Source organism: Streptomyces sp. NPDC029466 (genome assembly GCF_055574515.1).
In genome coordinates, this window is sequence record NZ_JBVHZH010000028.1 from 27,493 (window position 1) to 41,585 (window position 14,093).

At 74.8% G+C, this 14,093-nt stretch carries 8 protein-coding genes; 1 reads left to right on the forward strand and 7 read right to left on the reverse strand.

The window, feature by feature from the left end; translation table 11 throughout:
• Nucleotides 1–313: 313 nt before the first annotated feature.
• The gene (locus ACZ4XD_RS21595) at nucleotides 314–3,850 is read right to left on the reverse strand and encodes an ATP-dependent helicase (protein ID WP_468044355.1); all 3,537 of its coding nucleotides are present in this window, start codon (nucleotides 3,848–3,850) and stop codon (nucleotides 314–316) included.
• 225 nt (nucleotides 3,851–4,075) lie between these two features.
• Nucleotides 4,076–4,468, reverse strand: coding sequence for an MGMT family protein (locus ACZ4XD_RS21600; RefSeq protein ID WP_468044357.1), 393 nt, complete (start codon nucleotides 4,466–4,468; stop codon nucleotides 4,076–4,078).
• Nucleotides 4,469–4,656: 188 nt separating this feature from the next.
• Between ACZ4XD_RS21600 and ACZ4XD_RS21605 the strand changes: the two genes are divergently transcribed.
• Nucleotides 4,657–7,677, forward strand: a complete 3,021-nt coding sequence (locus ACZ4XD_RS21605; RefSeq protein ID WP_468044359.1) for a lysylphosphatidylglycerol synthase transmembrane domain-containing protein — start codon at nucleotides 4,657–4,659, stop codon at nucleotides 7,675–7,677.
• A gap of 100 nt (nucleotides 7,678–7,777) precedes the next feature.
• On the opposite strand, the gene moeZ is transcribed toward ACZ4XD_RS21605, so the two are convergent.
• From moeZ to ACZ4XD_RS21630, 5 genes are all read right to left on the reverse strand, one after another.
• Complete coding sequence (moeZ, locus tag ACZ4XD_RS21610; RefSeq protein WP_042148345.1) at nucleotides 7,778–8,956, reverse strand: adenylyltransferase/sulfurtransferase MoeZ; 1,179 nt, start codon at nucleotides 8,954–8,956, stop codon at nucleotides 7,778–7,780.
• A 391-nt stretch (nucleotides 8,957–9,347) separates the two neighbouring features.
• Nucleotides 9,348–10,307 (reverse strand): NAD-dependent epimerase/dehydratase family protein, encoded by a 960-nt coding sequence (locus ACZ4XD_RS21615; protein ID WP_042148342.1) that lies wholly within the window; start codon nucleotides 10,305–10,307, stop codon nucleotides 9,348–9,350.
• Between the two features lie 253 nt (nucleotides 10,308–10,560).
• A complete protein-coding gene (locus ACZ4XD_RS21620; protein WP_468044362.1) occupies nucleotides 10,561–11,793 on the reverse strand; it encodes a hypothetical protein in 1,233 nt (410 codons plus the stop codon).
• Nucleotides 11,790–12,014 (reverse strand): hypothetical protein, encoded by a 225-nt coding sequence (locus tag ACZ4XD_RS21625; RefSeq protein ID WP_468044364.1) that lies wholly within the window; start codon nucleotides 12,012–12,014, stop codon nucleotides 11,790–11,792. Before ACZ4XD_RS21625 ends, ACZ4XD_RS21620 begins: the two co-directional genes overlap by 4 nt.
• Entirely contained in the window at nucleotides 12,008–13,930 is a 1,923-nt protein-coding gene (locus ACZ4XD_RS21630) for a DUF3492 domain-containing protein (protein WP_468044366.1), read from the reverse strand. Before ACZ4XD_RS21630 ends, ACZ4XD_RS21625 begins: the two co-directional genes overlap by 7 nt.
• Nucleotides 13,931–14,093 lie beyond the last annotated feature (163 nt).

The following is a 14,093-nucleotide window of genomic DNA, read 5'->3' on the forward strand; positions in this document are numbered from 1 at the left end:
GTGGGGGGACGGGAGCGACCCCGAGGGTCAGTGGTGGGGCCCTTCTTCTCTCCCCCCCCCACCCCCCCCCCCCTCCGGCCCGTCCCCTCCCGTGGGGGGAGAGGTGAAGGCCGGCGGGGGTGCGGGTAAACGATCACGTGCACCCCCACCCAGGTTCTTCCACCCACACACGGGAGGGGCCGCGCCGCAGGACGAAGTCCGGAGGAGCGGCACCGCACCCGACAACACCACGCCCGCCGCAGGCGCAACGGCGACAAACCCCCACGGCGGGAAAGCCGACAACGTGGGAGGGCCACCCAAGCGCAGCGGAAGGTCACTCAACGACGTGCCGGCCCTCCGGCTGGGCGCTGCACGAGGCACGGAAGGTGCAGTGGGTGCAGTGGGTGCCGGTGGTGGGCGTGAACCGCTCCTCCAGCACCCGGCCGGCGGCGGTGGCCAGGAGCTCCCCGATCCATTCGCCGTCCGGGGGCGGCTGCGCCTGGACGGCGGGCATCGCGTCGCCGCCTTCCTTCTGGGGGGCGCCCAGCCGCAGATGGACCAGTTCGGCGCCGCCCGGTTCGGGGGTGCGGCCGTCGAAGACCTCGTCGACGGCGCCTTCGCGCACCGCGAGCTGGTAGACGGCGAGCTGGGGGTGGCGGGCGACCTCGGGGCCGGTCGGCTTCTGTTTGCCGGTCTTGAAGTCGACGACATAGGCCCGGCCCTGCGCGTCCTGGGAGACGTGGTCCATGCTGCCGCGGATACGGACCTCGTGGGCGCCGGCCCGGAGGGTGAGGTCGAAGCCGTGCTCGGTGGCGACGGTGTCCCGGCCGCGGGTCTCGCGTTCCATGACGTGCCAGCGCAGAAAGCGTTCCAGGGCGGCCCGCGCCTGGTCCTTTTCCTGGCGTGACTTCCAGGGGGCGTCGAAGGCGAGGGCGTCCCATACGGAGTCCAGGCGCGCCATGAGGACGGTCAGATCGGCGGGGGTGCGGCCGGAGGCGACCTCGTCGGCGAGCACATGGACGACGTTGCCGAAGCCCTGGGCGGCGGTGGCGGGGGTGTCCGCCTTGACCTCGCGGCCCAGGAACCACTGGAGGGAACAGGTGTTGGCGAGCTGGTCGAGGGCGCTGCCGGAGAGGACCACGGGGCGGTCGCGGTCGCGCAGCGGGACGCTGCTGTGGGTGGGCTCGTGCAGGCCCCACCAGTTGTCCGGGTGGGCGGCCGGCACCAGGGGGTGGTGGTCGTCGTCGTGCAGCGCCGCCAGTTTGGCCAGCCGCTGGGCGGCGGCCTCGCGCAGCGCGGGGGTGGCGGCGGGGTCGACGGTGGTGGCGCGCAGTTCGGCGACCAGTGCGGCCACCGAGAGGGGGCGGCGGGGGCGGCCGGTGACGTCCTGGGGGGTGACGCCCAGCTCGGTCAGGAAACGGGACGGCTGGTCGCCGTCGTCGGCCGCGGCCTTCACGGCGGTGACGACCAGGCGGTCACGGGCGCGGGTGGTGGCCACGTAGAACAGCCGGCGTTCCTCGGCGAGCAGGGCGCCCGGGGTGAGCGGTTCGGCCAGGCCGTCGCGGCCGATCCGGTCGGCTTCCAGGAGCGAGCCGCGGCGGCGCAGGTCGGGCCAGAGACCTTCCTGGACGCCGGCGACGACGACGAGCCGCCATTCCAGGCCCTTGGCGCGGTGGGCGGTCATCAGCCGGACGGCGTCGGGGCGGACCGCGCGGCGGGTGAGGGTGTCGGCGGCGATGTCCTGGGCGTCGAGTTCCTCCAGGAAGTTGAGGGCGCCGCGGCCGCCGGTGCGTTCCTCGGCGCGGGCCGCGGTCTCGAACAGGGCGACGACGGCGTCCAGGTCCCGGTCGGCGTTGCGGCCGGCCGCGCCGCCGCGGTGGGCGGCCCGTTCCAGGCGCTGCGGCCAGGGGGTGCCGTCCCACAGCTCCCACAGCGCCTGCTCGGCGGTGCCGCCGCCGGCGAGCAGTTCGCGGGCCTTGCGCAGCAGCAGGCCCAGCCGCTGGGCGCCGCGCGCGTAGGCGGGGTCGTGGGCCACCAGGCGCTGGGGTTCGGCGAGCGCCCGGGCGATCAGCTCGTCGGAGGGCCGCGGCAGTGGTTGTCCGGCGGCCCGTTCCTCCTCCCGCAGGGCACGGCCCAGGCGGCGCAGGTCGGCGGAGTCCATCCCGCCCAGAGGGGAGGCCAGCAGATCGAGCGCGGTTTCGGCGTCGAGCCAGCGGGGGGCGGCGGGGGCCGGGGCGGCCTGGGTGGAGGCGTCGGCGGCGGGATCCTCCGGGCCGGGCTCGTCCTCCTCGGGTGCGGCGGCGGGATCCTCGGGTGCGGCCTCAGGGGACGCGTTCACGTCCCCGCCGGGCTCACCGTCACCGGCCCCGCCGTCGTCCGGCTCCTGGCGGAGCGCCGCCCGGGCCGCCGCCCGGAGGGCCGTCAACAGGGGGGCGACCGCGGGTTCGTGGCGCAGCGGCAGATCGTCGCCGTCGATGTCGAGCGGTACCCCGGCGGAGGTGAGCGCACGGCGCACGGCGGGGAGCGAGCGCCCGCCGGCACGGACGAGGACGGCCATCTCGTGCCAGGGCACCCCGTCCTCCAGGTGGGCGCGCCGCAGGATGTCGGCGATGTTGTCGAGTTCGGCGCCGGGTGTCGGGTACGTGTACACCTCGGCGCGGCCGCCGTCCCGTACGGGCGCGGGCTCGCGGTGAGCGCGGACCTTCTGGGCGGGCAGGCGGGTGAGCGGCATCCGGCGGGTGACCAGCCGGGTGGCCGCGAGCAGGGCGGCGCCGGAGCGCCGGGAGGTGCGGAGTACGGCCACCGGGGCGGGGGTGCCGTCGCCGCGCCGGAAGGTCTCGGGGAAGTCGAGGATGCCGTTGACGTCGGCGCCCCGGAAGGCGTAGATCGACTGGTCGGGGTCGCCGAAGGCGACGAGGGTGCGGCCCGGGGAGCCGGGGGTGCCGGTGGCTCCGTGGTGGCCGGCGAGCGCGCGCAGCAGCCGTACCTGGGCGACGTCGGTGTCCTGGTACTCGTCGACGTAGACCGCGTCATAGGCGCCGGCCAGCTGCGCCGCGACCTCGGGTTGTCCGGCGAGCAGCACGGCGCGGTGCACCAGCTCGGCGTAGTCCAGGACGCCCTGGCCGTCCAACACGTCGAGGTATTCGGCGAGGAAGGCGGCCGCGGCGCTCCAGTCGGGGCGGCCGGTGCGCCGGGCGAAGGCGCCGAGGGCCTCGGGGCCCAGGCCCAGTTCGCGGCTGCGGGCGAGCACCGCGCGGACCTCGTCGGCGAAGCCGCGGGTGGTCAGGCAGGCCCGCAGTTCGTCCGGCCAGCTCACCTGGGCGCGGCCGGAACCGGCCAGCTCCGCCTGCCCTTCGAGGAGCTCCCGGACGACGAGGTCCTGCTCGGGTCCGGACAGCAGCCGCACGGGGTCGGCGAAGAGGTCGGCGTCCTGGTGGGCGCGGACCAGGGCGTAGCAGAAGGAGTGGAAGGTCGTCGCCTGCGGGATGCCCGACCGGCGGGCGCCGCCGGCCGTAGCGGGCGCCCCGTCGGGCTGTGCCTCCAGAACGGCCAGCCGGGCCGCGAGCCGGTCGCGGAGTTCGACGGCGGCCTTGCGGCTGAAGGTGAGGACGAGGATGCGCTCGGGGTCGGCGCCGGCCCGTACCCGGCGGGCCACCGACTCCACCAGGGTGGTGGTTTTGCCGGTGCCCGGACCGGCCAGTACCAGCAGCGGCCCGTGCCGGTGGTCAACCACGGCGCGCTGGGCTGCGTCCAAAGCAGGAGGAGCCACCCGCCCCGGCGGGGTGCGCACCAGTCGGTACGCGCCGGCGGCAGCCCGCCGCGCCGCCCGGTGGGGCTGCGTCGGCGGGGCGGCCGAGAAGGAGGAACTCACGTGGATCGCCGGTCCTGAGGAGGTGCTCGTGGTGCATGGGTGGTGCGAGGGGGTCCCCCCGGGCGGGCTCCGGGGGAGCGCCGCGCGGCGGGCCGCCGGCTCGGGGGACGGTCCGGCCGCGGGGTGCGCGGCGGGGCCGTCGTCGTGACGGCAGTGCCCGACGCTACGCCAGTCGGCGCCCGGGCCGCAGCGCGTCCCCTGAGCCGTCGCGCACCGCCGCCGGTGCTAGTCGATCCGTTGCCCGTCCCAGCGGGCGCGCCGCATGTCGAGCCGCGGTATGTGGTCGTCGGCCTCCTGCGCGGCGGTGCGCAGAGGGGTGCCTTCCTCCCGGTAGTGGGCCAGTGCGCGCAGTTCGCTGCCGGGCAGCAGTCGGCCGTCCGCGCGCACCACCCGCCACCAGGGCACCGCGCCGCCGTAGAGCGCCATCACCCGCCCCACTTGGCGGGGCCCGCCGGCGCCCGTATCGGGGAGCCCGGCGGGCGGTTCCTCGTCCCGGAGCCACTCCGCGACGTCCCCGTACGTCATCACCCGGCCCGCCGGGATCAGCTCGGCGACGGCGAGGACCCGCTCCGCGTAGGGCGGCAGCTCACCCGCCCTGGTATCTCCGGTCCCACTCATTCGGTCCATCCTGCCGCACGGCACCGACAATGGGAGCGGACACCGGGTCCCGTGCCCCGGGGAGGTCGGCGGCAAGGCGTCGTCAGCCGTGCTGCGGGGGAGGATGTTCCGCTTCCCGCACCCCCGAAATGCACCCTGATGCCCTCCTCCACCGGTCGGTCATGCCACCATCTTCCGGACGGTGACTGGTGATACGAGATCAAGAAGAGACGGCCGAGCAGCAGGGTGCAGCGCCTCCACGGGAGGCGGGCGCCCCTGAGGCGCTGGCCGTCGACGCCGCCCGCACCGCGCCCGGACCGTCCGCTGCGACCGAGCGGACCGAGCGGCAGCAGGTGGCACCACAGGGGAAGCACCAACGGAAGCCGGCCACGGCTTCCGCTACCGAAAAGGCGAGCACGATCGAGAAGGCCGAACGACCGGGGGCGTCCCAGAGGCCGGAAGGGCCCAGGGAGCCCGAGCCCACCGAGGGGCAGGAGGAGGAGGAGCGCGAGCGCACGCAGCCAGTGGAGGAGCACGTCCGGCACGACCAGGGCGAGGAGCAGCCGTCCGGCGCGGCCCGGAGCAAGCCCCGTACGGGCTCGCACCGTGCCGATCTGAGCGCCGACGAGTACGGCGAGTTCCATGTCGACCGGGTCTCCGGCGACGAGCCGCTGCTGCCCGCGCGGGTGCACCGGCCCTCCGACCTGATGCGGCTGCTGCTCGGCATCGCCGGGATCGCGCTCGTCCTCGGGCTCGCCACGTTCGCCCACGGCACCACCCAGGGCCTGGAGAACGACATCGGCAGCGGCGCGAAGGCGGCGCCCCCGCTGCTGATCAATCTGGCGGGGCTGACCTCCAGCGTCGCGGTGCTGATCGTGCCGGTGGCGTTCGCCGTCGAGCGGCTGATCAAGCGGGACGGGCTGCGGATCGCGGACGGGGTACTCGCCGCCGTCCTCGCCCACGGGGTGTCGCTGGCCACCGATCTGTGGGTGGCCGAGGCCGCCCCGCCCTCCATCCGGGACGCACTGACCCAGACCCTGGACAACGGCGCGCTCTCCGCTCCGGTGCACAGCTATCTGGCGCCCGTGATCGCCTATATGACGGCGGTGGGCATGGCCCGGCGGCCCCGGTGGCGGGTCGCGATGTGGTGCGTGCTGCTGCTGGACTCGTTCGCGGTGCTGGTCGGGCGGTACACCACCCCGTTCGCGATCGTCACGACCGTGCTGATCGGCTGGACCGTCGCCTACGGCACCCTCTACGCCGTCGGCTCCCCCAACGTCCGTCCCACCGGCCAGAACCTCCTCGCGGGGCTGCGCCGGGTCGGTTTCCACCCGGTTTCCGCGCTGCGCGCGGAGGACTCGGCCGGCGCGGAGCAGTCCGAGCACGCCGACCGCGGGCGCCGTTACCTCGTCACCCTGGAGGACGGCCCGCCGATCGATGTCACCGTCGTCGACCGCGAGCAGCAGGCGCAGGGCTTCTTCTACCGCGTGTGGCGGCGGCTGTCGCTGCGCGGCATCAATCAGCGCCGCAGTCTCCAGTCGCTGCGCCAGGCGCTGGAGCAGGAGGCGCTGCTGGCGTACGCGGCCATCGCGGCCGGCGCCCACGCCCCCAAGCTGATCGCCACCTCCGAACTCGGCCCGGACGCGGTGATGCTGGTCTACGAGCACATCGGGGGCCGCAGTTTCGATTCGCTGGCCGACGAGGAGATCACCGACGCGCTGATGCACAGCGCCTGGCGGCAGGTCGAGGCGCTGCAGTCCCGGCGGATCGCGCACCGGCGGCTGGTCGGGGACGCGCTGCTGGTGGACCGGGCCGGCGACATCGTGCTGACCGAACTGCGCGGCGGCGAGATCGCGGCCGGTGATCTGGTGCTGCGGATGGACATCGCCCAGCTGCTGGCCACCTGCGGGCTGCGGGTCGGCGCCGAGCGTGCGGTGGCCGCGGCCGTCGAGGTGCTGGGCCCGGACGCGGTCGCCGACAGTCTGCCGCTGCTCCAGCCGATCGCGCTGAGCCGCACCACCCGCGCGACGCTGCGCCAGCTGGCCCGGGAGCGGGGCAAGCGGGAGCGGGAGGCGGTGCTGGAGGCGTCGCAGGCCGCCAAGGAGGCGCGGGAGGCCCGGGACGCGGCGGGCCCGAAGGACCGCAAGACGCTCCGGGCCGAGCGGCACGCGGAGAAGAACGCCGAGAAGCGGGCCCTGGACGAGGCGACCGAGGAGGCCCGCGAGGAGGATCTGCTGGCGCAGATCCGCCGGCAGGTGCTGCTGATCCGCCCGGCCGCGGTGATCGAGCCGGCGAAGCTGGAGCGGCTCAGCCCGCGGATCCTGATCAGCTGGATCGCCGGCGCGTTCGCGGTCTATCTGCTGCTGTCCCAGCTGACCCACTTCAACTTCAGCGATCTGATCAGCAAGGCCCAGTGGATGTGGGTGCTGGTCGCGGTGGGCTTCTCGGCGCTGACGTACATCGCAGCGGCGATGAGCCTGCTGGGGTTCGTCACGGAGAAGGTGTCGTTCGTCAGGACGGTCATCGCGCAGATCGCGGGCAACTTCGTGAAGCTGGTGGCGCCCGCGGCGATCGGCGGGGTGGCGCTGAACACCCGCTTCCTTCAGCGCGCCGGGGTCCGACCCGGCCTGGCGGTGGCGAGCGTCGGCGCCTCCCAGCTGTTCGGGCTGGGCAGCCACATCCTGCTGCTGCTGATCTTCGGCTATCTGACGGGCACCGAACGGACCCCGACCATCTCCCCGTCCCGTACGGTCATCGCCGGGCTGCTGACGGTGGCGGTGCTGGTGCTGATCGTCACGGCGGTGCCGGCGCTGCGGAAGTTCGTCTCGACGCGGGTCCGGTCGCTGTTCGCGGGCGTGGTCCCCCGGATGCTGGACATTCTCCAGCGGCCCGGAAAACTGGCCACCGGTATCGGCGGGATGCTGCTGCTGACGGCGGCGAACGTGATGTGCCTGGACGCCTCGATCCGGGCCTTCGGCGGCGGCGACACGATCAGCTACGCGAGCATCGCGGTGGCCTTCCTGGCGGGTAACGCGCTGGGGTCGGCAGCGCCGACGCCGGGCGGTGTGGGCGCCGTCGAGGGCGCGCTGTTCGGTGCGCTGACCGTCGCCGGGCTCGCCGGTGACGTGGCGTTCCCTGCGGTGCTGCTGTTCCGGCTGATGGTGTTCTGGCTGCCGGTGCTGCCGGGCTGGCTGGCCCTCACGTATCTGACGCGCAAGGGCGAGATCTGAGCGCGGGCGCCCGGCGGGGGCCGGCCTCACCTCCCGTACACAGCGAAAGGCGCCGGTCCGCGGAACACGGACCGGCGCCTTTCGGGTGGTGCGGGAAAGCTCAGTAGACCGGCTTCTCCGGCTCGACGGTGTTGACCCAGCCGATGACGCCGCCGCCCACGTGCACGGCGTCGGCGAAGCCCGCGGACTTCAGGACGGCCAGGACCTCCGCGGAGCGGACGCCCGTCTTGCAGTGCAGGACGATCTTCTTGTCCTGGGGGAGGTCCTGGAGGGCGGTGCCCATCAGGAACTCGTTCTTCGGGATCAGCCGGGCGCCGGGGATCGAGACGATCTCGAACTCGTTCGGCTCGCGGACGTCGATGATCTCGATCTTCTCGTCGCCGTCGATCCACTCCTTGAGCTGCTTGGGAGTGATCGTCGAGCCGGCCGCGGCCTCCTGGGCCTCCTCGGACACGACGCCGCAGAAGGCCTCGTAGTCGATGAGCTCGGTGACGGTCGGGTTCTCGCCGCAGACCGCGCAGTCCGGGTCCTTGCGGACCTTGACCTGACGGTACGTCATCTCCAGTGCGTCGTAGATCATCAGTCGGCCGACGAGCGGGTCGCCGATCCCGGCGAGCAGCTTGATGGCCTCGTTGACCTGGATGGAGCCGATGGAGGCGCAGAGCACACCCAGGACGCCGCCCTCGGCACAGGAGGGCACCATGCCGGGCGGCGGGGGCTCCGGGTAGAGGCAGCGGTAGCAGGGGCCGTGCTCGCTCCAGAAGACCGACGCCTGGCCGTCGAAGCGGTAGATCGAACCCCAGACGTACGGCTTGTTCAGCAGCACACAGGCGTCGTTGACCAGGTAGCGGGTGGCGAAGTTGTCGGTGCCGTCCACGATCAGGTCGTACTGCGCGAAGAGCTCCATGACGTTCGTGGAGTCCAGGCGCTCTTCGTGCAGGTTCACCGTGACGTACGGGTTGATGCCCAGCACCGTGTCCTTGGCGGACGCGGCCTTGGAGCGGCCGATGTCCGCCTGGCTGTGGATGATCTGGCGCTGGAGGTTCGACTCGTCGACCTCGTCGAACTCCACGATGCCGAGGGTGCCGACACCGGCCGCGGCCAGGTACATCAGCGCGGGCGAGCCCAGGCCACCGGCGCCCACGCAGAGCACCTTGGCGTTCTTCAGCCGCTTCTGCCCGTCCATCCCGACATCGGGGATGATCAGGTGGCGGGAGTACCTGCGGACCTCATCGACGGTGAGCTCGGAAGCGGGCTCGACCAGGGGTGGCAGCGACACGGGGACTCCGTTGGTCGGTCTTGATGGGGTTCCCCCGCCCGAGCCGAGCCGGGAGTGGGGGAGCTTGCACTCCCGTAACACTGCCACGCCCTTCTTCATTCCGAGACACCTGTTCCGATGCGCGAGACGAATTCGTCCCAGTAGCCGGGCAGTGCCGCCCCGGCCGCTCCGCGCCGGTCACGACGGCCGATGACGTGCGCCGTGCCCGCCCCTGCCGGCGGGCGCTCCGCAGCGCCTCGACGGGAGGGGGCCGCCGCACACCGTCAACGAGGTGACGAAATCACTCCGGAGGGTGGCCGGCGGTCCTCACTCCGGCCCCTCGGAGCGCGGCTCGCCGACCGGGCGCCCGCTGCCGCCTCTGCCCCCGCGTCCCACCAGGCGGACACCGGTCTCAGATACGACACGCGGCCTCCATCCAGATGTCGGCGAGGGACTCCTCCAGCTGGATCCGGGGGCGCCAGCCGAGCCGGTCGCGGGCGGTGCGCACATCGGCCTGCTGCCAGGTGCCGCAGCCGTCCGGGTACGGGTAGGTGGCGGGCGGCGAGCCGGCCCCCGGGTGCTCCGGGGACGGGCCCGGGATGACCAGCCGGGCGGGCGGGGAGTCGAGTTCGTGCAGGGCGCCGCCGAAGCCCGCGACCCGGGCGAGCACCGACGCGGCCTCCCGCAGCCGGACGGCCCGGCCGGTCCCGATGTTGACGACGCCCTGCGCGGCCGACAGCGAGGCGGCGTGCACCGCCCGCGCCACATCGCGCACATCGACGAAGTCCCGCTGCACCCCGAGCCCGCCGAGCTTGAGTTCGCTGTCACCGGACTGCATGGCACGGCGCATCGCCTCGGCGAGCCGGCCGAGCGGCGAGCCCGCGGGGGTGCCGGGGCCGACCGGCGAGAAGATCCGCAGCACCACGGCGTCGAGCCCGGAGCCCAGGACCAGTTCGGTGGCGGCGAGTTTGCTGACGCCGTACGGGCCGCCGGGGCGCGGGACCGCGTCCTCGGCGGTGGAGGAGCCGGGCTGGGAGGGCCCGTACTCGGAGGCGCAGCCCAGGTGGACGAGCCGGGCGCCGCAGCTGCTGCGCCGCAGCGATTCGCAGATGGTGGCGACCGCGACGGTGTTGTGCCGGGTCAGCTCGCGGGCGCCGCCCCGGGTGGCCCCGGCGCAGTTGACGACGACACCGGGGTGGACCGCGTCGAGGAAGCGGGTGAGCGCCCCGGGGCTTCCGGTGGCCAGGTCGAAGCGGACGTCGGCGTCGTCGCCCCGCCCGAGGGCGGTGAGCTGGACGGCGGGGTCGGCGAGCAGGCGGTCGGCGACATAGCGGCCCAGGTAGCCGTTGGCGCCGATGAGCAGCACCCTCATCGTGCGACCCCCCGGTCCGCGTGGCGTGTGGTCGGCTGGACGTTCATCTCTCGTGCTCCTAAGGCGGATTGAGGGAAGCGGGTCGGCTTCGGCCGCGGGGTCGGCGTCCGCCCTGGGGGCGGGGGCCACGTGGGGGGTGCGGTCCGCGGTGCGGCCGGAGCGGCCGTTTCGGGGTGCCGCTCCGTGGGGTGGTGCGTGGTGGGGTGCCCGTGTGGGGGTGCGGGGTATCGGGGGCCGGTGGTCGTCCGGAGGGTCACGGCCGGTGCGCCTCCGCCGGTCCGGAGGGGGCGGGCCAGTGGGCGCAGGCGCCGGTGAGCGCCCGCAGGCCGTGGACGAGGAGGCCGAGGGCGGCGGCGGTGCAGGCCACGGCGGGTACCGCGGCCGGTCCGACCGTGGTGGCCAGCGCCGCGACCGGGGCGTCGACCGGGGGCACGCCGGGGAGCCGGGCGATCAGCACCAGGGCCGGGGCGACGGCTTCCAGGGCGGCGGCCGAGGCCAGGCCGGCCGCGGCGGCTTCGGGGAAGCCGTGGACGGCGAGCAGCCGGGCGAGGAAGAGCAGCACCCCCAGCGCGCCCGCCGCCCCCAGGGTGAGCGGGTCGCCGCCGCCGAGCACCGCTTCCGCGCCGAGGAGCAGCGTGATGAGCGCGCCCAGGAAGAGCAGGGTGACGGCGAGCAGCAACGGCCGTACCCGGGCGGCGAGTTCTCCGAGTCCGCGGCTGGCGGCCAGGACACGTCGTCCGCGCACGGTGAACCAGTGGGCGCAGCCGGCCGCGGGGGCGAGGGCGAAGGCGAGTGCCACGGCGGGGGCGACGGCGGCCCGGGGCGCGGTGGGGGGCAGGTCGGGGCCGCCGGCCAGCAGCTGTCCGAGCAGCCAGTCGCCGTAGACCGCGTACCCGGCCGTCCAGGCGGCCCACAGGCCGGCGGTGCGCGGCCCGGTGCCATGGCGCAGCCGCAGTGGCCCGGACCGTACGCCCAGCCGGACGGCGAGGGCGAGCAGTACGAGGCCGGAGGCGCCGACGGCGGTGCGTACGGCGGGAGTCGCCGTGGTCACCGAGGCGAGGGCGGCGGCGGCCGCGACACAGACAGCGCCGGGGAGCAGGTGCAGGGCGACGCACACCGTGCGGGAGCGCCGGGCGGGTGCGGTCGCGTGCGGGGGCGGCCCGGCCCCGGGGACGGCGGCCGGGTCGGCGCGCGGCACGCGGGCGTAGAGCTCCTCGGCCAGCGAGAAGACGTCCCGGTGCCGGAAGCGTGCGGCCGTACGGTCGGTGACACCGTGCGCCTCCAGGCCGGCGGCGATCTCCAGCGCGTCGACGGCGTGCGCGCACAGATCCTGGTGCCGGTGCATCAGCATCCGTACGGGGTCGGCGGGGCCGCGGCGCGCGGGGCGGGCGGCGGCCTCCTTGCGCGGGGGCGCGGCCCGGTCGGCGCGGGCCTCCCCCGGAGTCTCCACGGCACCGGGGGCGGCGCCGCCTTCGGGTGTGGTCATGACCCGTTCCCCCTCTCCCACGTCCACGCGCAGCCGTCCTGGCCGGGGCGGCGGTACCCGTGACGGCGGCGGGGCGGGCGGCCGGAGCGGCCCGGGGAGGTCCGGCGGACGCGGACGGGGACGGCGGAGCGGCCGCTGTGCGCCACATCCGCCATGCCCGTCACCAGCGCCACACCCACGACACCCATCGCACACATCACGTCCAGCACACCGGTCACCATTGCTCTCTCCCTCGCACCGGCCCCGCCTGGTGGTTCGCCGAGTCGTCCCGTCTCACGGCCTGTTCCCTTTCCCGGACAGCGCCCTCTCCCCCGGCCTCGCCCGGGGCGGCGGACGGCACCGCGGCGGGCGGCCCGGTCCCGGAGGCCGCCCAGCTCGGCGTCCGGCCGGCCGGCGCGGTGACCGCCCTGGTGGCCGTGCCGGTCGCGGCCCAGCGGCCGGGGACATGGGACTCCGCGGGGCGGGCGAAGGGCCGCGGGACCCCGTGCGCGTCCCGGGTGCGGCAGGCGGCCGCCCGGTCCGGGGCGTGGGAGATCAGCTCCAGGTAGATGCCACGAAATGCCGCGATGTTCTGCTCGACGGTGAACAGCTCCAGCGCCCGGGCGCGGGCCGCCGCGCCCAGCCGGGCCCTGCGGTCGGGGTCGGCGAGCAGCGCCGTGCAGGCCGCGGCCAGCGCGCGGGGGTTGCGCGGCGGGACGACCAGACCGGTGCCGCCGATGACTTCACAGACGGCGCCGGTGTCGGTCGACACCGTGGCGCGGCCGCAGAACATCGCCTCCACCAGGGAGCGGGGAAAGCCCTCGATGACGCTGGAGAGCACCACCACCGCACTGGAGGCATAGGCGTCCGCCAGGTCCGGCACGTCGGGGCTGCCGATCTCCTCGAAGCTGACCGGGTTCTCGCCGACGGTGCGGGCGTCGGCCGCCTCGTCGGGGAAGAGCTGGGCGGCCAGCACCCGGCAGTGCGCGAGGTATCCGGGCGCCCGGGGGTCGCGGCCGGGCCCGCCGATGATCCGCAGCGTCGCCGCGGGCTCGGCCTTGCGGATCTCGGCGAAGGCGTGCAGCAGCGCGATGAGGTCCTTCGCGGGCTCCACCGTGCCGACCCACACCAGCGTCTTGGAGTCGTCCGGGGCGGCGTCCGCGACCGCGGCGAACGGGGTGGCGTCCATGCCCGGGTAGACCGTGCGCAGCCGGGCACGGTCGGCGCCGCAGCGCTCCTGCCAGCGCCGGGCGTGGGTGTTGCCGGGGGTGATCAGCGCGGCCTGGGCGTAGGTCTCGGCGGCCAGCGCGCCGTGGAAGGCGGCGAGCAGCGCGCGTACCGGCACGCTCAGCGGTGCGGCGGCGCGGGCCAGGTAGTGCTCGCGCAGCCGGACGCCGTACTCGGTGACCAGGAGCGGAGTGCCGAAGAAGCGCTTGGCCAGCAGTCCCGGGAGGGCGGCCGCGCCGCCGGAGGTGGCATGGCAGAGGTCCACTCCGCCGAGGCCGGGGGTGTGCCGGTCGCCGTACCAGTCCAGGGACAGCGGCCGGAGCGCGCGTTCGAGCCGGTCGGTGACCGCCAGCAGATCGTTGACCTGCGCGCCCTGGGCGGCGGGCAGCGCGCGGGGGCCGTGGCAGACGGCTTCCAGGACGCGTACGGCGCTCTCGGAGTGCAGCAGCGCGGGCAGTCCGCCCTGCTCCCTGGCGAGTTCGGCGAGCCCGTAGAGGCCGGTGGCGAAACGGTCCGCCTTCCAGGTCACGGATGTATCGGGGGCACTCGGCGGACCGCCGGCCGGTGCGTCCCCGTACGGTGCGCCGCGGGCCGGCCCGCTCCCGTCCGGCACCGTGGCGAAGGACGTCACGAGATCGCCGAACCGCTCGGCGAAGCGGCGCCGTTCGCGGCGGCCGGGGCTGCGGCCCTTGCGCTCCCCGGCGGCCCGGCGGTGCCCGGCGGGGAAGTCGCCCCACAGGGGGGCGCGGCGTACCAGGCGTACATGGTCCGGCAGCGCGGTCCGGGGCCGCGCTTCCTGGCGGGCGTCGGTGCTCAGGGCGTAGACCTCGAAGTCATGGCCGGTGAGCCCGCGTACGAGCCGGTCGCACCACGCGTGCGACTCACCGGTCGCGTCCGGGTAGCCACCCTCGGTGAGCAGTCCGATACGCATGAGTGCACCCCCGTCCTCCCCTGTCGGCGTCCTGGTGTGCCGGGCGGCACGGCCGCCACCGGCAGGAAGAAGCTATGCAAAGGGGCCGGTGGCGCGATGGACGGTTGTCCATCGCGCCACCGGAAGGGGTGAAAGCACGTAACTTTCCGCCCCTAAGGGCGTT

What these genes read in the sequence shown, in the direction of transcription:
- ACZ4XD_RS21600 (WP_468044357.1), bottom strand. Translation starts at nt 4,468, where the DNA reads ATGAGTGGGACCGGAGATACCAGGGCGGGTGAGCTGCCGCCCTACGCG.
- ACZ4XD_RS21615 (WP_042148342.1), bottom strand. Translation starts at nt 10,307, where the DNA reads ATGAGGGTGCTGCTCATCGGCGCCAACGGCTACCTGGGCCGCTATGTC.
- ACZ4XD_RS21620 (WP_468044362.1), bottom strand. Translation starts at nt 11,793, where the DNA reads ATGACCACACCCGAAGGCGGCGCCGCCCCCGGTGCCGTGGAGACTCCG.
- ACZ4XD_RS21625 (WP_468044364.1), bottom strand. Translation starts at nt 12,014, where the DNA reads ATGGTGACCGGTGTGCTGGACGTGATGTGTGCGATGGGTGTCGTGGGT.
- ACZ4XD_RS21630 (WP_468044366.1), bottom strand. Translation starts at nt 13,930, where the DNA reads ATGCGTATCGGACTGCTCACCGAGGGTGGCTACCCGGACGCGACCGGT.